The organism is Paenisporosarcina quisquiliarum (assembly GCF_027563315.1).
GTDB lineage: Bacteria > Bacillota > Bacilli > Bacillales_A > Planococcaceae > Paenisporosarcina > Paenisporosarcina quisquiliarum.
This window is the reverse complement of sequence record NZ_JAMKBJ010000001.1, coordinates 206,142-227,669: the sequence shown is the minus strand read 5'-3', so window position 1 is coordinate 227,669 and position 21,528 is coordinate 206,142. Positions and strand designations below refer to the sequence as shown.

The window sequence follows — 21,528 nt, the reverse complement described above, 5'->3', positions numbered from 1 at the left end:
GTAGCATGTCATTCATGCACGTGAGTTTTTTTTGTTTCTATTCGTCTCGGCTCATGCCTGTATAAATTAATACTAAACGCAGTAATTCAAGAACACCTACTGCAGCTGCAGCAACATACGTCATGGCAGCAGCATTTAATACTTTACGAGCGTGTGTTTCTTCTTCGTTACGAATAACTCCATGAGAAACAATTTGTGTCATAGCACGGCTAGAAGCATTAAACTCGACTGGTAATGTGACAATTTGGAATAACACGCCAACTGCTAATAAAACGATACCTAGTAATAACATGTTGGACATACTTGCAAAAATCCCGATCATTACGAAAATCCAAGATGCGTTTGATGAAATGTTTGCAACCGGTACTAACATATGACGGAATTTCAAAAATGAATATGCTTCTTTGTGTTGAATCGCATGACCTACCTCATGTGCTGCAATTGCAGTTCCTGCGACCGAAGCTTCATGATAGTTGTGCGAAGATAATGCAACAATTTTCGTCATCGGATTATAATGATCGCTCAAGTAACCGTGACTTTCTACCACTTTTACATCTTGCAAACCATTTTGATCTAAAATTAAACGTGCTACCTGAGCACCTGTCATCCCAGAAGTTGAACGTACTTTTGAGTATTTTTTATACGTTCGTTTCACTTTAAATTGCGCGTACAATGGCAACAACAACAATACGGCAAAATACACCAAAAAACCCAAACGGATCATCCCCCTATTTTCTATCTACCACTTATTTTATCTGCCCGGACATAATTGAGCAACTATTTAGACTGCTGAATTGGTGACGATTTGATGACCTTAATCGCTAATAAGATACAAGCAATCGACAGCCAGAATGTAAAGTACCCAATTGTTTGGTAATGTTCGCTTAAGCTGCGATAAATCGGCATTTGTCCAAATACATAGTCAATCACGTCATTATGCAATGTCCAAATGGCAGCAATTAACATATGTATCCATTTAAATTTATAAAAAGGAATATATAGCACAGCTTGAACTGCCATAGCAAAATGACTTGCAATAAGCATCCATCCAACGATACCGATCGGGCTGCCTTCAAACTGAGTCCAGATGTTCATGACAACTGCCCACAGCCCATATTTTACTAATGTAATTAGAGCCAGCGCTTCTATCAGTTTAAAATGTCGATTGATCAACCATCCAAATAGAGCAATTGAGAAGAATAAACTTGCCGTTGGACTATCAGGAACAAAAATTAAATAGATAGGTTTTGTTATTTCAAGTTGCCACTTATACCAATAATAGCCATACGCAGTACCTAAAATATTCACAACTAGTAGCAACCACATAAACGATTTATGAAATAATATGAATTTAATTTGAGTGAGTACAGTATGCACTTCTTACGACTCCTTTATGTACAAAAAAAGAGTCAGTTTCCTGACTCTCTTTTCAAAATCTATTATGGTGTTAACTCATCAATGAATGTAGCTAACTCTTTTAATTCTTCATCAGTACCTTTAAATGTACCTGCTGGCATTGTTCCAACACCATTTTTCGCGATTTCCATAATTTCTTCAGCTGTTTTATCAGTAGTTGCTAAAGATGGACCAAGGCCACCTTCGAATGCATTACCGTGACAGCCGATACAAGATGCTTCAGAGTAAATTTTATACCCTTCTGCTTCTGTGTCGAATTGTGCTTCTTCACGAATTTCACCTTGAGCTTTTGCTGCTTCCCAGTCATGGTTAACCACTGATTCCCAAGTAAGGAAAATCATTGATGCCAATGCAAGTAACATAAATGCTGTTGGTAATGGACGTTTAAATGGACGACGTTCTGGACCTTTGTCCAAGAATGGTGCAAGTAATAGGGCACCAAACGCAAGTCCTGGAATAATGATTGCTCCGATAACATTGTAAGGACCAGAAGCAAATTCATATTTTAACAATTGATATAAGAACAAGAAATACCAGTCCGGTAACGGTATGTAACCTGTATCTGTTGGATCCGCTTGGCGTTCAAGTGGTGATGGATGTGCAACAGTCAAGATTAAATAACCAATTAAGAAAACGGAACCAACCAACCATTCTTTCAATAAAAAGTTTGGCCAGAAAGCTTCAGTTTTACCCGGATACTCGGAATAGTCTTTTGGAATATTCGGTTTGCGATTAACAGGTACACGAGAATCCCCGACAAATTTCATCCCTTTTCCGCGATGCATATTGTCCCCTCCTTTTAGAAATCATCAAAGACGCTGTATCTTACAACGGTCCTGAAATACCTTGTTTACGAATCATGATAAAGTGTGCTGCAAGCAACCCAAGCAAAGCAGCTGGTAAGAAGAATACATGAATCGCAAAGAATCGTGTTAATGTTTGTGCGCCGAGAATTGTTTCATCTCCCGCTAACAAGGTTTTAATTGCGCCGCCGACAAATGGTACGGATGCAGCAATTTCAATACCTACTTTCGTTGCAAACAACGCTTTCATGTCCCAAGGAAGTAGATAACCAGTGAATCCTAAACCTAACATGACGCCTAAAATCAAAACGCCTACTACCCAGTTCAATTCACGAGGTTTCTTATAAGAACCTGTAAAGAATACGCGTAATGTATGAAGGAAAATCATCACGATTACAAGTGAAGCTCCCCAGTGATGCATACCACGCACAATTTCACCGAATGCTACTTCATTTTGCAAGTAGTAAACGGATTTCCATGCATTTTCAATATCCGGTGTATAGTACATTGTTAAAAACATACCCGAAAGAATTTGAATTACTGTGATGAAGAACGTTAAGCCCCCAAAACAATAAACGAATGCAGAAAAATGATGTGCAGGGTTAACGTGCTCTGGAACTTCATGATCTGCAATATCACGCCAAATAGGAGTAATATCCAGACGTTCATCCACCCAATCATAAATCTTATTTAGCACTGACGTCGTACCCCCTTACTTTAAACTAATGTATTTGGTCGTGTTTTACCGATTTGTAAAAGACCATCTTTTTCACGTACTTCAAACTCGTCCAACGGACCTAGAGGTGGTGTACCTTTAACGTTGTTACCGTTCTTTTCATAACGGCCAGCGTGACATGGACAGAAGAATTGATCCGGGTGATCCGGGCTACCTGCCCAGTTAACCGTACAACCTAAATGTTTACAGACTGGTGATAGCGCGATAATTTTGTCACCATTTTTGTAAACCCATGCAGTGCTTGTTACTTCAGATGTATACCATGCATCTACTTGTTCAAATGCAAAGTCGACACGTTCCGGCACATCAGTGATATCTGCCACTTTTTTATCAGTTGGTACAAAGTCTCCGCCACCAGCTTTTTGCAATACAGGATCGATTGCAAAACGAACCATCGGCATTAACATACCTGCAGCCATAAACCCACCAACACCAGTTAATGTGTAGTTTAGGAATTGACGTCTTGATACACGATTGTTACTCATCCTTTTCCCCCCTCTAACTTTAAAGGTCAGTCCAACGGACATACTTATACAAAAAATAGTAAAACTAGGACAGTTCTATGATAGCTCAATAAAAAACGGAGGTCAATATTCCAATAGATGCGAACACGTACTTTGTGAACATTTCTTGAAGCTTATTGTCCGTTTTTTGCCCAGCGGTTTGCAAATACCGGAATTATTTGTCTTAATTGATCATCCAGTACGGATTGACGTAATTTCTGGTCCATATTTTCAAGGGGAATGGATGGGGTATAAATCACGTTCAATTCACTTGCTTCAGTTCCCCATGCCATGTCACTTGAGACAAAAAACAAGTGCTTGAAGCCCATCTCGCTTAACGTTTCCGTCCATTCTTCTGCTAATTGCTGATAATTGGATTTTTTAGTATAGGTGATGGGTGGCATAAGGACTACACGGCCTTTAAATTGATTTTCGATAAACGCGGTAAGTGCCATCAAAAACTCAGCACTTGAAGCATTTTGTTTCAATTGACTGGCTTGTCCATCAATCAGCAATAACGGAATCACGGCCGTGTCAACAAACTCTTTCTGTTCTAAAAACACACTAACATCTTTTGAATTCCAGTACATATCTTCATTTCCTCTCAACAAAAAACTTCATCGTGTATACGATGAAGTTAAGATTTGGATGATTCTTTCATCCCTTGTAGCAATTTAGACAATTCAAAAAAGCGTTCTTTATCATTGGCGTCCAAAGCTTCATCGATTTGTTTCAATATATGCTCTTCTCTAAATGAATTCATGCTGACTTTCAGCACTTCTTCAGCAATAAGGCGATCTTTGTCGTTTATATGCAAATATTTCGGCATAAATGGGTTTTCTTCCAGTACCGCCAAATACTCTGAACTTGGTGGGACATTCGGGAAATTTAACTGAATAAACATATCTTCATTTGGATTTAAACGCAAGTCGTGAAATGATTTTTCTGCATCTGCAGTCATCAAATTCCCTTTGTAAAAGCGAAACGGCACGCCATTGGATTCTGTAACAGACATAACCATCGCTCTTGGGCAGTAATGTGCTTCTTCTACAAAATGAACTTTTTGGAGTAAATCATCATGACTTAATAAATAATTGAGGATCCATACGCATTCACGACGTTTCATTTGATATCGTTTCAAAAACCAACGCACAAATTCTTTCTTTTCCATCACAGAAACAGATGCGGTCATACTACTCCTCCTTTCACGACAATGATTCAATCAGGTCTTGCCATCTTTCTTCATGAGGTTGTAAAAGAACTAATTGTTTACCTATTTCTAGAGCTTCTTCACGTTTTCCTTCTTCGAGTAGAAAATAAACGTATTTTTCCATGAACAACGGATCTTCCTTATGATCAGTATATGCCAAAGAATAAAAATCGTATGCACGTTCAAAATTTTCTTCTTTCGCATAAGCTTCAGCTGCAAATGGGTATAAAGCAGACCAATCGTCCTGATTTTGTGAAATGATTTCAATCAGTTCGATAACGTCTTGATCGCGTTCTTCATTATGCAAATAGGACACAAGAGTCAATGTCGCTTCCATATATTCCGGGTCCAGTGCGATGGCCTGACGCAGATGTTGTTCAGCTTCCCTCACTTTCCCAAGCTTCAATGCCATCTTACCGGCGAATAAGTACAATTCCTTATCATATTCATCACGACTTAACCCTTCAAGAATTGCCTGATAGGCTTGCTCATGATCTTCTAGCATGCTATATGCTTGTGACAACAATAAGTGTGCTGAGAAATAGTCGGGATCCAGTGTTTTTACTTCATTCAGTTTACGTACGGATAAATCATACTGCCCTGCCTGGAATGCAGCATATGCATAACCGAAAAGTAAATCTGGTGTTACATGATCGATTAGGGATTCTTCGTAAAAAGGAATGGCATCCTCATATGCTGCTCCTGCACTGTATACTTCAGCCAGTCGTTCAGATAAACGTATACCGGCAATTTCATCCGTTTCGTTTTTCAGATTTTCATATAAGCGTGCAGCTTCGAGATATTTTCCAGTTTCCAAAAGAAGTTCCGCTTTCGCAAAAATCAGTAGAGGTTCTCCAGGCAAAATTGAGAGTGCTTGATTAATTTTTTGCTCTGCAGATTCGTAAAAGCCTTGCATTTGATAATAATCAGCTAAACTGAGCAACGCTTGAGGATATTCTTCTTCATGCTCTTCGATGCTTGTCAGTAATAATAAAGCTTCATCTTCCTCGTCAATTTCCATTAATACCTGTGCTCTGTCAATCTTAATTTGTGCTTCCTCAGGAAACAAGAACTGAAGATGCTCCAGAACTTGCTCACCTTCTTTTAAATATCCAGCTTGCACAAGCATGTTAGCAATCTCATATTGCGCGTCTGGTTCGCTTGAAAGCTGTAAAGTTTCAATTAAAGATTGAACAGACTGTAAATCTCCAGCTTCAATCGCTTCAATAAATTGTTGACTTATTTCCATTTCCATCACCCGTTCTCTTTCTATTCATACCATATGCTACATCAGGACTACCCCATTCACAAGAAAAAACTCCCCGCTTAACGGAGAGTTTCAGAAGTAGACACATTTCGCAAATGTTCGAAGAAGTTAGGATAAGATACGGAAATACACGAAGCCTGTTCAATTTCAATGGGACCTGTCGAAATGACAGAAGCAATCGCACCCATCATGCCGATGCGATGGTCACCGTAAGATTTTAAAACCCCTCCAGTGAGAGTGACGGGTCCGTTGATAATCATCCCATCATCCGTTGCTACGATATCTGCACCTAACTTTTTCAACTCCTCCACTACGGCTGTTATACGGTCTGTTTCTTTCACTTTAAGTTCCTCAGCATCTTTGATTACTGTCGTACCATTTGCTTGTGTTGCCAGCAATGCAATGATTGGTATTTCATCAATTAATCTTGGGATTAATTCGCCGCCGATCTCAATGCCATGAAGCTCGGATGTTTTAATCGAAACACTGCCAATAGGTTCTTTATCCTCGGTATCAGGTTCAACTTCAATTTCTAGTTGGGCTCCCATATTCTTTAGAACATCAATAATACCGGTACGTGTTGGATTTAATCCGACCTTCTCCAGACGAATACTACTGTCCTTAGCAATGGCTGCTGCCACTAAAAAGAATGCAGCAGAGGAAATATCTCCAGGCACCTCAACATGCGTTGCAGCAAGCTTCTGGCCTCCCTGAAGTTGAATGACTCCATCCTTACAGTTTACGGTAGCTCCAAATTGGCGCAACATACGCTCGGTATGGTCTCGTGACACTTCTTTTTCACGGATTATCGTCACTCCAGTCGCTTGAAGACCAGCAAGCAGAATGGCGGATTTAACTTGCGCACTTGCAACGGGCATCGTATAGTCGATGGCTTTCAGATCGGTTCCCTGCACAGCAAGTGGGGTGAACTGTCCTCCACTTCTCCCAGAGATTTTTGCACCCATTTGTCTTAAAGGTTCGATTACTCGTTTCATTGGTCGCTTCGCAATGGATTCATCTCCGACGAGGACGCTGTGGATGTTGGATCCAGCTAATATGCCAAGCATTAAACGAGTAGTCGTTCCGGAATTACCTGTATCTAATATTTCATCAGGTTCTTTCCAGCTTTCCATCCCATCACTCGTGATGGTGACTTCATGACCATCCACGACAATATCTACCCCTAATTTTTGAAAACAGGAAATCGTACTTAAACAATCATCCCCAAGTAAAAAGCCATCGACCGTTGTTTTACCTTTAGCCATAGCACCAAACATGATGGAACGGTGAGAAATCGATTTATCTCCAGGTACTTTTAAAGTTCCGTTGAGGGCTACTTGATTTGCTTGTAATTTTATGGAATCCTTCAATACATTCACATCCTTATAATCGTATTGGATTTTCAGTTTTATTTGTTCTGTGTGATTAGGACGATTTCTTTTATTAGGCTATGTTAAATGTTGTTGATATTCCGCAAAACAGCTACGCTTTCCGCGGGCTTGCGCTGAACTAACTCGGACTTAATGTCCGAGTGGATTTCAGCACTTCGCTTTTCCCGCAGGAGTCTTCACTGTTTTGGCTCCTGCGATTACTCGTCGCAATGATGCTCCATATCACTAAATCGTAAGTAAAGTTATTTCCCTGTTTACTATAATGATAGAAAGCGTCCACATGGAAAGAAAATCAACAATATCGTTTAAATGAGCTTTTGTTTAAGAAATATACGTTTCATAAATTGTTTCTTCTGCTATACAGCTCGCTGCTTTTGTGCGGTCTTCGAGCGTCTGGAAACTGATGACGAGAATTCCGAATACATCTTCTCGTGTTTCAACAATCCGCAAATTTGTAATGCTGATTAGATGATTTGCAAGAATACCTGTGACTTCTGAAATGACACCGGGGTAATCAGGTACATCGACGTATAAATCAAATACTGAATACATCGCACCTTGAGACGTAATCGGCAATTCATCTCTGACATATTTAGCTCTCGAAAAGTAATGTTCAATATTTGATGGTTCCGCCTGCAATAACAGCGTTTTTACCGTGTCCATTTCTTTTTGCCATTTTGTTAATTGGTTGACCAATTCGATTCGGTTCTGAAGTGTGATGTCTCTCCACATAACCGGATTCGACGACGCAATTCGTGTGATGTCTCGGAATCCACCTGCCGCGAGTTGACGAGTGAATGGATATTCTTCATTCTCGCTGGACAATTGGTGGACCAAGGATGCAGCAACCAAATGAGGAAAATGGCTTACTACAGCTGTCATATGATCATGTTCCAACGCAGTTACTCGGAGAATCTTCCCTTTTGTCGGGAGTAATAACTTCTCCAGAACAAGAATTTTCTCTTCCTCTTCGTGCTCGAGTGGAGTAACCATATAATAGGCATTTTCAAATAAATGTGCCTTTGCTGCCTCAATTCCACTTTTGTGTGAACCGGCCATAGGATGCCCGCCAATAAAAGTGAGTCCTAGTTTTTTAAGTGATTTTGCTTTTTCCATGATGATTTTCTTTGTACTACCCGTATCAGAAAGAATGACGTCTTTTTTGAGTTGCCAATGCTGGGCTTCATTCATCAATTGAAGTGTGGCATTAACAGGAGTAGCAAATACAATGATATCTGCCATCTTAGCAGAATCTTTAAGGCTAAGGGCCATGTCGTTGATAACGCCTAATTTTTTGGCTTTTCGAACAGTGTGGAAGTCGGTATCAAAACCCATCACTTTCACTTCCGGATTTTTTTGGATCGCCAAAGCCAATGATCCACCTATTAAACCCAGACCAACTATTAAAACATGCGTTGTCATGCAAGTACCTCTAATTCAGTTAATACTTCTGTCAACGACTGCAGGAATACCTCATTTTGCTGTCTCGTGCCAATTGTGATACGGATATATCCCGGCGTTCCAAGTGCATTCCCGCTGCGAATAATAAAACCTTTTTTCAGAAGCCCTTCAAATACTGTATCTGAGTCAGCTTTTACTTGGAGAAGTACAAAGTTTCCTTGGGATGGATATAAATGAAGGTTGTGTTTTGTAGCATACTCCTGGAATTGTTTTTTTCCCGATTCATTTTCGATTACACATTTTTCGATGAATGATGAATCATGTAAAGCAGTCAATGCTGCTCCTTGGCTTATGACAGTGTTGTTGAAAGGTTCTCTTACCGGATCTAGACGAGCAATCAATTCTTTTTGCGCTACAGCATAACCAACTCGGAAACCTGCGAGCCCATACGCTTTAGAAAAAGTTCGTAAGACAATGACATTGCTGTGTTTTTTTACAAGTTCAAGGGAGTTTTTATATGTAGGGTCAGTTATGTATTCGAAATAAGCTTCGTCTATGACGATGAGTACATCTTCTGAAATTTTTTGAACAAATTGTTCTAGCTTTTGCTGACCAATCAGCATGCCGGTCGGATTATTTGGTGAACACAGCCAAACCACCGCAGTATTATCATCAATTTGACGTGTCATTTCTTCCATATTATGCGCTCCGTCTTTCAGTTGAACTTCGCGGACCTCTGCACCTTCAATGACAGCATTATGTCGATATTGCGGGAAGGTAGGGATAGCCATTACGGTGTTGACTCCGGGTTGAAGTAAAGCACGTGAAATCATCATGATAATTTCGTCCGAGCCATTACCAAATAACAATTGCTGTTCTTCCACACCTAACGCTTCAGCTAAGGCCTGGCGTAAACTACTTGCGTATCCATCTGGATATATGGCATGATTTGTCGCTTGGTTTTCCAGGAACTCACTAACTTTCGGAGAAGTTCCAAAAGGGTTTTCGTTGGAAGCAAGCTTTACTATATGATCTAAGCCATACATCTTTTTCACTTCATCGATGGAACGTCCTGGTTGATATGGTTTCATCCCTGTTAATTGGTTTTTCCACTTCATCGTCAATCGCCTCTACCTTCTTACTTAATGTTTGTTAGTAAATCTGGTCGTAATTTAACTGCATCGTTCAAGTATACATGAAGTATTTCGCGTTGTGATTTTTCGGTATTGACATGCATTAATACCCGTATGCAAAATGGCATGGCACCAGGCACATCCATTTCATGCGTACACATAACTGGGACGTATGTCCATTCTGGAATGCTGCGCACGGCTTTTGCTGGAAATGCAGAAGCTATATCAGTTGTCGTTGAAACGACGACTGAAGCAACATCCTCAGGCTTTACGTCGTTTTCTTTGGCCATAGCCAACACCAGTTTTTCTGTCTCCGCCAAAACTTGAGCTGCGGAATCTTCTGTTACGGTTGTTGCTCCTCGAATACCACGTATCATGTTTATACCTCCTTACTCCATTGTCTTAATTGCACATGTGCCTTCACTAGTTCTTCTAGAGGGACAATCTTCATACAAGGTTTGCCTATCTTCTCTAGTAATACAAAGTGAAGCTCTCCAAAAGATGCTTTCTTATCGCGTTTCATATAAGGGATAAGCTGATCGATTTCCTGCGTTAACACAGGTTCAAATGTATAGCCCAATTTGTGTAGTGAATGGAAGAGTTTCTTGGCAGTGCCTTCTCTTAGAGACAATAATCTTTCACTTAGCTGAAGCGAAATAACCAACCCGACTGCTACAGCTTCCCCATGCGTGATATTTCCATATCCAACTGAAGCTTCGATCGCATGTCCATATGTGTGACCTAAATTAAGATATTTCCTTACTGACTGCTCAAACTCATCCGCTTTCACAATTTCAGCCTTTACTTGAATGCCTTTGACTAGAAAAGATAATTTTTGCTCTTCCGTCATACTTTCAAGGGAATGATACGATAGCAATTCTTCCAACCATCTCTCATCAGATATAAGAGCATGTTTGATAACTTCTGCCATACCTGATAAAACTTGTTGATGAGGTAAAGTTGTTAGTGTCGATGTATCAAAAATGACTGCTTCAGGCTGATAAAATGACCCAATCATATTTTTCCCTTGCGGATGATTGATTGCCGTTTTCCCTCCGACTGCACTATCATGAGCTAAAATAGTCGTGGGACATTGAATAAAAGGAATACCTCGCATAAATGTAGAAGCTACGAATCCAATGACATCCCCGCAAGCTCCACCGCCATATGCAAACAGAATAGATTTTCTGGTACATCCTTTTACTAGCAAGAACGACTGACATGCCAGAAAGGTCTCGAAAGATTTACTGGATTCTCCAGAAGGTAACTTATATACATGAACTGCTGTATCCAAAAAAGATTGGAGAGGCTTCAGCAATTTGTCCAGATGCAAAGCGGCGACTGCTTCGTCTACAAAAATCACCGCATGATCTGCTTGTCGAATTTGCTGTTCATACAAAGCTAAAGCAGATTCAAAAATGGTTGAACCCACATGAACCTTGTAAGACTTACTTTCCGTCTCGATTGAAATAGTATTCATGATTTAGAACTCCCTTGTATAGGCTCGGTGCTCATTAATTGAATTGAGAAGTTGTGGCATTTGGTCACTATGGAATTGTTCTAAAATCGCATTGGCAATTTCCCATGCGACTACATGTTCTGCCACGACAGAAGCAGCAGGTACTGCACAACTGTCTGATCGTTCAATACTAGCTTTGAAAGGTTCTTTTGTAGAAATATCGACACTTTGCAAAGGTTTATACAGAGTAGGTATAGGCTTCATGACACCACGAACAACGATTGGCATTCCGGTAGACATACCACCTTCCAATCCTCCCAAGCGATTTGTTGATCTTGTATAACCCTGTTCCTGGTCCCATACAATTTCATCATGCACTTGACTGCCAGGTTTACGTGCCATTTCAAACCCTAATCCAACTTCCACACCCTTGAACGCATTGATGCTCATGACTGCCATAGCAAGTTTAGCGTCAAGTTTTCGGTCATAATGTACATAGCTACCTATTCCTGCAGGCATTCCTTCCACAATGACTTCAACAACACCACCAATGGAGTCACCGTTCTCTTTCGCTTCATCAATTGCTTTTACCATTAAAGCTGATGCCTGAGGGTCTAGGCAATAAACCGGATCCGCTTCAACGATTTCACGAATTTGCTTAACTGTCAGACCTTCCCAAGTGGATGGATCTGCTTTAACCCCACCGATTTCGGTTACGTGTGAAACGATGCTGATTCCCATTTCCGCTAATAACTGCTTTGCCACTGCGCCAACTGCCACACGGACGGTTGTCTCCCTTGCAGAAGAACGTTCCAGTACGTTTCTTAAATCGGTATGACCATATTTCATGCCACCAACCAAATCCGCATGCCCTGGACGTGGACGCGTAATTTGACGTTTGATATCTTCAGGGTTCAATCCTTCTTCTAAAGGTTCAATTCCCATGACGTGTGTCCAATGTTTCCAATCGTCGTTAGTAACTACCAACGCAACTGGTGAACCTAATGTCTTACCGTGTCTCACACCTGATGTAATATCAACCGTATCGGTTTCAATTTGCATACGTCTTCCCCGACCATGTCCACCCTGTCTTCTTTTCAGGTCTTTATTGATCATTTCTGCTGTAATGGTTAATTGTGCAGGTAATCCTTCTATAATGGCGGTCAATTGTGGACCGTGAGATTCTCCAGCTGTTAAATAACGCATAACACTTTCCCCCTTCAACTCGCTAAAGTATTTTAAGTAACACTATAACACAAACCTTTTTCATTTTCACCGTTATTTGTCCGATTAAAAAAAGTCCGAAATTTCATTCGGACGATTTCACTTCAATTTTTTATTATAAACTATAAAATTTTCCAACGTCCATTTGTGCAGCTTGCTTGGTTGACGCTGATGCGTCTTGCTCAGTAAAATGCGTCCTCTTTGGAGCAACTTATTCAAAATTGGAGTAACTTCCACTGTTTTTGGAGCAACTATATAAATTTGGGAGCAACTTTCGTTTTTTTGAACATCTGTCCTATTCCCTACTAGTTTGCTCTCTTCCTCACCATTTATCTTAATCAACCGTATTCTTTCACATTGACTAGATAAATTAGTGTTTTATACAACCCCATTATATCGCAAAGATACATTGGCTTAAATTTAAAAAAGCAGTCAAATGAAAAATCATTTGACTGCTTAATTAATTAGTTTACCCAGTTGTTAGCGTCTTTTGAATAAGAAACTAGCTCTTCTTCTTTGAAGAATAAACCGATTTCACGAACAGCGCTATCTGCAGAGTCAGAACCGTGAATGATGTTTTTGCCAACTGTTACAGCGAAATCGCCACGGATAGTTCCTGGAGCAGATTCTTTAGGGTTTGTAGCACCTACTAATAAACGAGAAGTAGCAATTACATTTTCGCCTTCCCAAACCATTGCGAAAACTGGCCCAGAAGTAATGAAGTCTACTAATTCACCGAAGAATGGACGCTCTTTGTGCTCGCCGTAATGTTCGCCAGCTAGTTCAGGTGTAATTTGCATTAATTTTGCTCCAACTAATTGGAAGCCTTTGTTTTCGAAACGACCAACGATTTCACCGATTAGGTTACGTTGTACGCCATCAGGTTTTACCATTAAGAAAGTTCTTTCCATCATTAACACTCCTTCAATTATAACTTAGAGTTTAACCCTAAATAGTTATGGATACTTTATCCACCGTAAAAAATATTACCATTGTCTCTTCGTTTGTTCAACCTATTAAAATTTACGTTTGCCCATATATAGTGCAATATCACGTAATGATTTTTTTGCTAGAGATGCTGGAAGTGCATCGATTTCTTTTAATGCTTTCTGCAAATAACGATTGCTGATTGCTTTGGACTTCTCAATGGCGTCCGATTCTCTAATTCGTTTAACAAGAGCCAGTCGCTCATCTTCAGTCATATTTCCTGTTAGAGCATACTCAAGATCGGCTCTGAATTCTGGCGAATCTTTTAAAAACAAGATCGGTAAGGTGATATTACCTTGTATTAAATCAGATCCGGCAGGCTTGCCTAATTCTTTATCGGTAGAGGTAATATCCAAAATATCATCGATAATCTGAAATGACATGCCAACATAATAGCCAAACCGTTTTAAGTGATTGGCGGTTTTTTCATCGGCGCCTGATACCACTGCTCCAAGTTGGCAACTTGACGCAATCAATAATGCAGTTTTTCTTTTAATCCGTCTGAAATAATCTTGAAGTCGTTGATCTAATTTGAACTTATCTTCAATTTGGATGATTTCTCCTACACATATTTCAACCATCGTATATGAAAGAATTTGATGCGCTTTTGGATTTTGGATGTTCGTTATGTATTCAAGTGCACGGGCAAAAATAAAATCGCCGGTGTACATGGCGACTCGATTATTCCACTGTGCTTTTACCGTTGGCTGTCCCCGTCTCATTTCTGAATCATCTATTACATCATCATGTACTAATGATGCCATATGAATCAGCTCCAATGGTACGGCGACATGCTTGATTAGTTCAATTTGGTAATGACCAAATTTAGCTGCCAGCAAAACAAAAACGGGCCGAATTCGCTTTCCGCCCGCATGTAATAAATGAAGAGAAGCTTCATTGAGTAAGTCTGAAGACGAATTCACCGCTATTTCCAATTCTTTTTCGATGAGATCTAAATCTGAACGCATATCAGAATAGAGCATCTTCAACTTCATCTTTTCCACAACATTAACCTTCTCCCGCTAATTAAACTTTTTTGATGCCAATATGTCTTGCAGCTGCTCCGCCGCTATATGGCTTGTACTCCACTTGTTGGAAACCAGCTTGTTCAAGCATTTTTGCAAGAGCCTTCATTCCAGGGAAATCTTTCGCAGATTCCTGTAACCAGGAATACTCTTTGTAACTTTTTGCGAAAAACTTTCCGAAGACCGGCATTACATACTTGAAGTAAAAACGAAACAGTTGCTTATATATAGGCAACTCAGATTGCGAAGTTTCAAGACATACAAACATCCCGCCTGGTTTGAGGACACGATGCATCTCTTTGAGGACCTGCATATAGTCCGGTACATTTCGCAAGCCAAAACCAATCGTTACATAATCGAAGGTATGATCAGGATAAGGTAAGTCCATTGCATTACCATGCACAAGCTCAATTTGAGGATATTCTTTTACTTTTTCTTTTCCGACATTCAACATATTTTGACTGAAATCCAGACCTATGGCTTTTCCGTTTGAACCTACAGCTTGTCCCATTGAAATCGTCCAATCGGCAGTTCCGCAACAGACATCCAAAGTGGTACTTCCTGGTTCAACCTTCATACGTGACATCGTGTCTTCACGCCATTTTTTATGTTGTTGAAAACTAATGACTGAATTCATCTTGTCGTAGTTCCCTGAAATTTTTTCAAAAACTTCATGAACACGCTGTTCTTTTGTTTTGGTCATGCCTATGTCACCTTTCTCTCATGACTGACACTTGTTCATTCAATCGCAGATTGTATAAATCTACCAAAAACTGTCGGACAGCATGACTTAGTAGATGTGATTGTGAAATGTCTTCCATCATTTTAATTTTTTCATTAGCCAACTCACGGTTTAACAAGACAAGCCATGGATGTGAAAAATCATATTCATTTTCGCTTTCGGCTAAAGATTCTTGAAAGCGAGAGCTCTTCCCTAGTTTGACTAGTTCCAGTTCATTTTCGAGTCGGCGAATTAATAATCCACGGCGTACAAATGAATGATAGCCAACAAACTCAAAATGTTCATGAAACTGCTCAATGGATAAGCTTTCAATCGTCTGAATTGTTTCCATCCACTTTTCGAACGACTGTTTGACATTGTCATACACAGAAGCTTTTTTCTCACTGATATCAATGATGCCATTTGATAATGAGCGTATTAAATCAATATTGGAAAGTCTGGCTAACATTTGGTAGTAGAGACCGCTATAGTAATCTCCCGCCAGGACAGTTAACTGCTGGCTTTTGGAAGAAGCATTTAATTCTTTAATCTGATCATGTGCCGCTAATGCACTATAAATGACTGCAACCGAAATAGCTGACTGTTCATGCTCATCATTCCAATGCTCCCCATTCAAATATGGGAGAAGCAAAAAAAATAATCGGTCTTCGCGAAGATCCGGTTCGCCCGCATGAATACGAAGAGTCCGATGACGGACAGACATCAATATTTTCGACCTGAATTGTTCGATTGTTTGTTGTATGAATTGTTCGTTCATCGTACGTGCTCCATTTCGCTATATTGCCGGTGTCGTATTTTGTCATTATAGCACAGCAACGTCAGTCATTCACGTAGACTGAACCTATTTTTTCGTTTCACTGTGAATCGTGCCATGAGTTGTTTGAATCTCTGCTTTCCCACGGATTTTCATTGCTGAGGTATGTTCAGTAAATTGCGCAATCATAACTTCTCCACGATCCAGTTTTTCAGAATGATGAAATTTTGTATCTGTACCTCTGGTAAGACCAATTACGTGAACACCATCTTCTTCTGCACGGATTACAATGTATTCTGTTTGTGCCATTCAGCATCCTCCTCCATGAACCTTATTGTCTATTTATCATAGCATATCCTAACATTCCAAGTTTACTTGCTCAATCCATTTGAATGAAAGATAAAATTTCACTGCGTTTAACATGATCTTCCTCGTAGATTCCACGAGCTACTGCAGTAACCGTTTTAGCGCCAGGTTTTTTAATTCCACGCATCGTCATGCACATATGCTCTGCTTCAATCACAACGTATACTCCATAAGGATTCAGCATCTCCATAATTGAATCTGCAATTGTAGATGTGATACGTTCCTGCAATTGCGGGCGTCTTGCCGTTGTTTCCACCGCTCTCGCAAGTTTGCTTAGACCTGTTACTACACCGTCTCTAGGAATATAGGCAATATGTGCTTTTCCGTAAAATGGAACTAAGTGATGTTCGCACATCGAATGAAACGGAATGTCTTTAACAAGAACCAGTTCTTCATGATCTTCGTGGAAAACGGTTTTAAAGTATTCTTTTGGATCTTCCTGCAGACCAGAGAACATTTCAGCATACATTTTCGCTACACGTTTTGGCGTTTCCAACAAACCTTCACGTTGTGGGTCTTCGCCTACTGCTTCCAGAATCATTTTTACAGCTTCTTCTATTTTTTGTAAATTTACATTTGACATAATGGACGCCTCCTATAATAAACATAACTTAATCACTACGGATTGTAGCTTCAGTTATGTATCCGACACAAATCGAGCTCAAATTCTTATCTTTACTTTAGGCTCGTTTAACTTGTTGTTGTTTTACCTTAGCGTACTGAGCGAATGGTGTTAATATCCACAGATTAAGCTCTTGAGGCATCCCGGACGCAAATCCAGGCTATCGTATGAGATTAAATAACAAAGCTCTCTTAGCATGGCATTAAGATAAAAAGGTATATGTAATTCTTTCAATTAATTCTACTGAATCGTAGCACACCATCAAATGTTACGCAAAAACGCTTCGTTCGTCTATATCGTTTTTAAAAAAGTAAATAGATTGCCCGAATCGTCAAGAATTTTAACCAGACAGTTTTGATTATTCTTCAACAGTGAATAATGAGAACAAAAAAGAACGACTTCTGTGAGAATTCACAAAAGCCGTTCTTTATGTAGGTTCAGACGGGTATTATTTTACCGCGTCCTTAAGCGCTTTACCTGGTTTGAAAGCAGGTACTTTGCTTGCAGCGATTTCGATTTCTTTACCAGTTTGTGGGTTGCGACCCTTACGAGCAGCACGTTCACGAACCTCAAAGTTACCGAAACCAATTAGCTGGATTTTTTCACCCTTTGCAAGAGCATCTTGAATTGTATCAAATAACGCATCAACTGCTTTAGAAGCATCTTTTTTCGAAAGATCTGCAGCTTCAGCTACAGAGTTCACTAGTTCTGTTTTATTCACACCATTCACCTCCTCTCAAAGGGGATGGAACCTCAATCATGTAAAAAGAGTATCATAACCAAAAAGCCTACGCAACAATATTTCCACCACAATTTCCAACTTCATGCAGAAAAACCCCCAACAAAAAAAAAGAACAGGACTTTTCGCACAGTTAAATGCGAGGTCCCGTTCAGTTTTATAAGATAAATGTGACCATTCCACGATCGCCTTCGTTAACCATTCGTTCAATCGTTTCACGCATACGTCTCTTCGCATGGGTTGGAACAGCTTCTGTTTTGAACTTCATACTTTCCTTCAACATTTCATGTAGCGGGGTACCGAATAATGACGTTTGCCATAAGGCTTCACGGTTGTGAAGGTAAGCGTCTTTTAAATCTTTCAGTAGCTGTTGACTATGGAATTCAGAGCCAATCAATGGTGAGAATTCGGCATCCATATCAACTCGGATAATGTGAAGTGAAGGTGCTTTTGCTTTCATTCGTACACCAAAGAAATTATTTTCTTTAATTAACTCAGGTGCTGAAGGCGTGAAATCTTCCATTGTCGGTAAAGTGACACCATAACCACTTTCTTTTGCCATTTCAATGGCTTCATGGAATCTTAAATATGATTTTTTCGCATAAGATGCTTCTTTAACATATAAAAGCCAGTCTTTTTTCGTGACGATCGGCTCTTCCAAAAAGTCCTGATAGACTGATTGGAAAGCTTCATCTGTCAGATCAATTTGAATGGATGCTTTTCCTTTACCTGCATTCACTTCAATGACTTCAGCATTTGCAACGTAAGGTTCTTCAGCTAAAAATGTTGCCAAATCTTTCACATCACGGATTTTAGCCACTTGTTGTGACCAAGAGTCCAATGAATTTTGAATCGATTCTTTTAATGGATGATCATTTTCTAATACATCCATCCATTCCGGTTTCAAAAGTTCAAATGTCGTTACCGGGAACTCGTACAACGCTTCTTTCAGTACAAATTGGATTTCATGAACAGTCATTTGATCTACAGCCGTCGCAATGACAGGCACATTGTACTTGTCACATAATTCCTGACGTAGAGCAAGCGTTTGATCATGGGCCGGGAATCGAGTATTCAAAACTACTACAAATGGTTTACCAATTTCTTTTAACTGCCCGATAATCTCTTCTTCCACACCTTCGACAGCTGTTCTCGGAATATCATTTACCGATCCGTCTGTCGTCATCACAATCCCGATTGTAGAATGGTCGCGGATTACTTTATCCGTACCAATTCTAGCTGCTTCCTGGAACGGGATTGGTTCGTGATGCCATGGGGTGTGAACGTACTTAGGACCGTTCTCATCTTCATGGCCTTTGGCACCCTCAATAATATATCCTACACAATCCGCCAGGCGAATATGGAATCGGAATGCGTCGTCACCCACTTGAATGCTAGTACCATGAGCTGGCACAAATTTCGGTTCAGCTGTCATGATTACTGCACCAGGAGAGCTTTGAGGTAGTTCATCTTGGGCGCGGAGTCGGTCCACTTCATCCGTCATATTCGGAATTACTAAACTTTCCATTACCCTTTTTACAAAAGTTGATTTTCCAACTCGTACCGGTCCAACAACACCAATGTATACATCTCCATTTGTCCGTTCGGCTATTTGTTGATAAAGCTCTTCAGCCATATCGTTGCCCCCTTTCCTACGCACTTTATCGTATGCACAAAAAAAACGTTTCATGCATATGCACGAAACGTTTGTCTTTATTTCTTTATTAAAAATTCTGGTTCGTTGTTTTCATTTACAGTATACGGTAATGAATATGCTGGTACTACAGGGAATTTATCTTCCAAAAGATATCGTATATCTTCGCCAGGTTTCACTTCCGGTTTGTCTTCCATAAGAATACGGTTCAATTCTATTGAGTAATCAATATAAATGGACCCGTCTCCTGTTGCAATTAACGGGAGATTGACGTTCGAATATGGACTTGGTACGGTTTGTTCATCCTTGTATCCCATAATTTTATAATCCAATTTATAAACATTTTCTGAGATTTGTTCTGCTATAGGTCCATATCCATTCACACCGAGTTTAATGTTCAGTTCTCTTATTTTTTCAGCAGCACGCAAGTCTACCAATTTGACCGTAGGATTATCTTCTACATCCATTATTACATATTGAAATAAACCACCGTTTTCAAATGCATTTGGCGGAAGTTCACTTAAATAAGCAGGAACAATTTTCTTGAAATCAATCGGATATTTGATATATTGATCGACATCTTGTTCCCTTGTCTTGATTGGTAATAATCCACCTGTTGCTTCTTGAAATTGCTCTACAGCAGCCTGTACTGAGGCTAATTGTTCTTCATTAGGTCTTTGATTCTCTACGCGTTCTGATTCAGGATACATGCATCCAGATAACAGAAGTATAGTGAACATGAATAAACTTACAAGAGATATTTTCTTCATAGTTATTTCACCCTCCTGTTGGACCGCTAAATACAATATAGATCATGCTTAAAAAGCCGATAATTAAAAGTACATATGCAACAAGCGCAAATATAAATTTTATCACGCGATTATTAATTTTGTGTCGACTGAAATAAATCAATCCCATAGAAAGCATCATAAAGCCCATCGAAGCAAATGAAACCCACATTTTGTCTAGTGATGACATCAACTCAACCACCCTTCACAGTCTCTCAACAAATAAGTATAACATGAAAAAACAAGAGGTACAGACAAGCTACCCCTTGCTTTGTGACGATTTATAGATACTCAAACAAATCTTCCATCTCATGTTTTTTGACACGGTCCATCAACTGATCTACAGCTGATTTTGGATCCACTTGTTCAAATAATACGGCATAAAGGGCACTGGTAATCGGCATTGGTACTTCATGTAATTGAGATAGTTGGTAGGCTGCTTTCGTGGTACGCACACCTTCCACAACCATCCCCATCTGTTCCAATACTTCGTCCAGTTTCATTCCTTTGCCTAACATGCTTCCAGCTCTCCAATTTCGGGAATGGACGCTTGTACAGGTCACAATCAAGTCCCCAATTCCCGTCAAGCCTGAGAAAGTTAAAGGATTGGCACCCATCTTGGTCCCGAGACGAGCTATTTCGGCAAGTCCACGTGTAATCAGCGCAGCCTTCGCATTATCTCCGTAACCTAAGCCATCAGTAATCCCTGCTGCGAGTGCAATAATATTTTTCAATGCACCGCCCATTTCCACTCCAATGACATCAGAATTGGTGTATACACGGAAGTATCCATGCATAAATAAATCTTGGACCTTTTCAGCATAGAAAATATTTTCACATGCTGCAGTCACGGTAGTCGGGTGTTTTAAAACAACCTCTTCCGCATGACTAGGGCCAGATAAAACCACAATTTCTTCAATCAGGTGAGCGGGCAATTCTTCACGCATCACTTCAGAAATACGTTTTAAAGAATCCGGCTCGATTCCTTTTGATACATGTACAAAAAGAATGGGTTCTTGAATCCACTCTTTTATATTGCTGCATACTTCACGAATTCCTTTTGTAGGAACAGCCATGACCACGATTTTTCCGTGAGTGGCTGCTTCCTGTAAGGATGAAGTGGCTTTTAGTGAATTTGGCAAGACGGTACCAGGAAGATATTTTTCATTTGAATGTTGCTCATTAATTTCATTCGCCTGGTCTTCGCGATGCGACCATAGCAAACAATCATGACCGTTTTCTGCAAGAACAATACTTAACGCTGTCCCCCAGCTTCCGGCTCCTAAAACGACTACTTTTTCCATGTTA

Annotated in this window: 25 protein-coding genes; all 25 read right to left on the bottom strand. The window is 39.9% G+C overall.

Going from position 1 to position 21,528, the window contains the following annotated elements; translation table 11 throughout:
- Positions 1-37: 37 nt before the first annotated feature.
- Positions 38-724: a zinc metallopeptidase gene (locus tag M9R32_RS01150; RefSeq protein ID WP_269924903.1), complete on the bottom strand. Its 687-nt coding sequence runs from the start codon at positions 722-724 to the stop codon at positions 38-40.
- 53 nt (positions 725-777) lie between these two features.
- Positions 778-1,377, bottom strand: a complete 600-nt coding sequence (lhaT, locus tag M9R32_RS01145; protein ID WP_269924902.1) for a lipoprotein heptaprenylglyceryl N-acetyltransferase LhaT — start codon at positions 1,375-1,377, stop codon at positions 778-780.
- 62 nt (positions 1,378-1,439) lie between these two features.
- Positions 1,440-2,201 (bottom strand): menaquinol-cytochrome c reductase cytochrome b/c subunit, encoded by a 762-nt coding sequence (locus M9R32_RS01140; RefSeq protein ID WP_269924901.1) that lies wholly within the window; start codon positions 2,199-2,201, stop codon positions 1,440-1,442.
- A gap of 40 nt (positions 2,202-2,241) precedes the next feature.
- Entirely contained in the window at positions 2,242-2,916 is a 675-nt protein-coding gene (gene qcrB, locus M9R32_RS01135; protein WP_269924900.1) for a menaquinol-cytochrome c reductase cytochrome b subunit, read from the bottom strand.
- A 20-nt stretch (positions 2,917-2,936) separates the two neighbouring features.
- Positions 2,937-3,440 (bottom strand): QcrA and Rieske domain-containing protein, encoded by a 504-nt coding sequence (locus M9R32_RS01130; protein ID WP_269924899.1) that lies wholly within the window; start codon positions 3,438-3,440, stop codon positions 2,937-2,939.
- Between the two features lie 152 nt (positions 3,441-3,592).
- The gene (locus M9R32_RS01125; RefSeq protein ID WP_269924898.1) at positions 3,593-4,048 is read right to left on the bottom strand and encodes a DUF2487 family protein; all 456 of its coding nucleotides are present in this window, start codon (positions 4,046-4,048) and stop codon (positions 3,593-3,595) included.
- A 47-nt stretch (positions 4,049-4,095) separates the two neighbouring features.
- On the bottom strand, positions 4,096-4,650 hold the full coding sequence (locus tag M9R32_RS01120) for a ReoY family proteolytic degradation factor (protein WP_016427407.1): 555 nt from the start codon (positions 4,648-4,650) through the stop codon (positions 4,096-4,098).
- A gap of 13 nt (positions 4,651-4,663) precedes the next feature.
- A complete protein-coding gene (locus M9R32_RS01115) occupies positions 4,664-5,923 on the bottom strand; it encodes a tetratricopeptide repeat protein (protein WP_418936231.1) in 1,260 nt (419 codons plus the stop codon).
- Between the two features lie 71 nt (positions 5,924-5,994).
- Positions 5,995-7,305 (bottom strand): 3-phosphoshikimate 1-carboxyvinyltransferase, encoded by a 1,311-nt coding sequence (gene aroA / locus M9R32_RS01110; RefSeq protein WP_269924897.1) that lies wholly within the window; start codon positions 7,303-7,305, stop codon positions 5,995-5,997.
- Positions 7,306-7,647: 342 nt separating this feature from the next.
- Positions 7,648-8,748: a prephenate dehydrogenase gene (locus M9R32_RS01105; RefSeq protein ID WP_269924896.1), complete on the bottom strand. Its 1,101-nt coding sequence runs from the start codon at positions 8,746-8,748 to the stop codon at positions 7,648-7,650.
- Entirely contained in the window at positions 8,745-9,845 is a 1,101-nt protein-coding gene (gene hisC, locus M9R32_RS01100; protein ID WP_269924895.1) for a histidinol-phosphate transaminase, read from the bottom strand. Before hisC ends, M9R32_RS01105 begins: the two co-directional genes overlap by 4 nt.
- Positions 9,846-9,865: 20 nt before the next feature.
- Positions 9,866-10,237 carry a chorismate mutase gene (aroH, locus tag M9R32_RS01095; protein WP_269924894.1) on the bottom strand — a complete coding sequence of 124 codons (372 nt, stop codon included), beginning with the start codon at positions 10,235-10,237 and terminating at the stop codon, positions 9,866-9,868.
- A 2-nt stretch (positions 10,238-10,239) separates the two neighbouring features.
- On the bottom strand, positions 10,240-11,340 hold the full coding sequence (gene aroB / locus M9R32_RS01090; RefSeq protein WP_269924893.1) for a 3-dehydroquinate synthase: 1,101 nt from the start codon (positions 11,338-11,340) through the stop codon (positions 10,240-10,242).
- 3 nt (positions 11,341-11,343) lie between these two features.
- Positions 11,344-12,525: a chorismate synthase gene (aroC, locus tag M9R32_RS01085; protein ID WP_269924892.1), complete on the bottom strand. Its 1,182-nt coding sequence runs from the start codon at positions 12,523-12,525 to the stop codon at positions 11,344-11,346.
- A gap of 482 nt (positions 12,526-13,007) precedes the next feature.
- Positions 13,008-13,454: a nucleoside-diphosphate kinase gene (gene ndk, locus M9R32_RS01080; RefSeq protein ID WP_016427415.1), complete on the bottom strand. Its 447-nt coding sequence runs from the start codon at positions 13,452-13,454 to the stop codon at positions 13,008-13,010.
- Between the two features lie 105 nt (positions 13,455-13,559).
- A complete protein-coding gene (gene hepT, locus M9R32_RS01075) occupies positions 13,560-14,534 on the bottom strand; it encodes a heptaprenyl diphosphate synthase component II (RefSeq protein WP_269924891.1) in 975 nt (324 codons plus the stop codon).
- Positions 14,535-14,556: 22 nt separating this feature from the next.
- Complete coding sequence (locus tag M9R32_RS01070) at positions 14,557-15,258, bottom strand: demethylmenaquinone methyltransferase (protein WP_269924890.1); 702 nt, start codon at positions 15,256-15,258, stop codon at positions 14,557-14,559.
- A 7-nt stretch (positions 15,259-15,265) separates the two neighbouring features.
- Positions 15,266-16,054 carry a heptaprenyl diphosphate synthase component 1 gene (locus M9R32_RS01065; RefSeq protein ID WP_269924889.1) on the bottom strand — a complete coding sequence of 263 codons (789 nt, stop codon included), beginning with the start codon at positions 16,052-16,054 and terminating at the stop codon, positions 15,266-15,268.
- Positions 16,055-16,138: 84 nt separating this feature from the next.
- Positions 16,139-16,360 (bottom strand): trp RNA-binding attenuation protein MtrB, encoded by a 222-nt coding sequence (mtrB, locus tag M9R32_RS01060; protein ID WP_269924888.1) that lies wholly within the window; start codon positions 16,358-16,360, stop codon positions 16,139-16,141.
- Positions 16,361-16,430: 70 nt separating this feature from the next.
- Positions 16,431-17,000: a GTP cyclohydrolase I FolE gene (gene folE / locus M9R32_RS01055; protein ID WP_269924887.1), complete on the bottom strand. Its 570-nt coding sequence runs from the start codon at positions 16,998-17,000 to the stop codon at positions 16,431-16,433.
- 487 nt (positions 17,001-17,487) lie between these two features.
- Positions 17,488-17,760, bottom strand: a complete 273-nt coding sequence (locus M9R32_RS01050; RefSeq protein WP_016427421.1) for an HU family DNA-binding protein — start codon at positions 17,758-17,760, stop codon at positions 17,488-17,490.
- A gap of 175 nt (positions 17,761-17,935) precedes the next feature.
- Entirely contained in the window at positions 17,936-19,414 is a 1,479-nt protein-coding gene (gene spoIVA, locus M9R32_RS01045; protein WP_269924886.1) for a stage IV sporulation protein A, read from the bottom strand.
- Positions 19,415-19,491: 77 nt separating this feature from the next.
- Entirely contained in the window at positions 19,492-20,202 is a 711-nt protein-coding gene (locus tag M9R32_RS01040) for a hypothetical protein (RefSeq protein ID WP_269924885.1), read from the bottom strand.
- 7 nt (positions 20,203-20,209) lie between these two features.
- On the bottom strand, positions 20,210-20,410 hold the full coding sequence (locus M9R32_RS01035; protein ID WP_269924884.1) for a DUF2768 domain-containing protein: 201 nt from the start codon (positions 20,408-20,410) through the stop codon (positions 20,210-20,212).
- A 91-nt stretch (positions 20,411-20,501) separates the two neighbouring features.
- Complete coding sequence (locus tag M9R32_RS01030; protein WP_269924883.1) at positions 20,502-21,524, bottom strand: NAD(P)H-dependent glycerol-3-phosphate dehydrogenase; 1,023 nt, start codon at positions 21,522-21,524, stop codon at positions 20,502-20,504.
- Between the last annotated feature and the right edge of the window lie 4 nt (positions 21,525-21,528).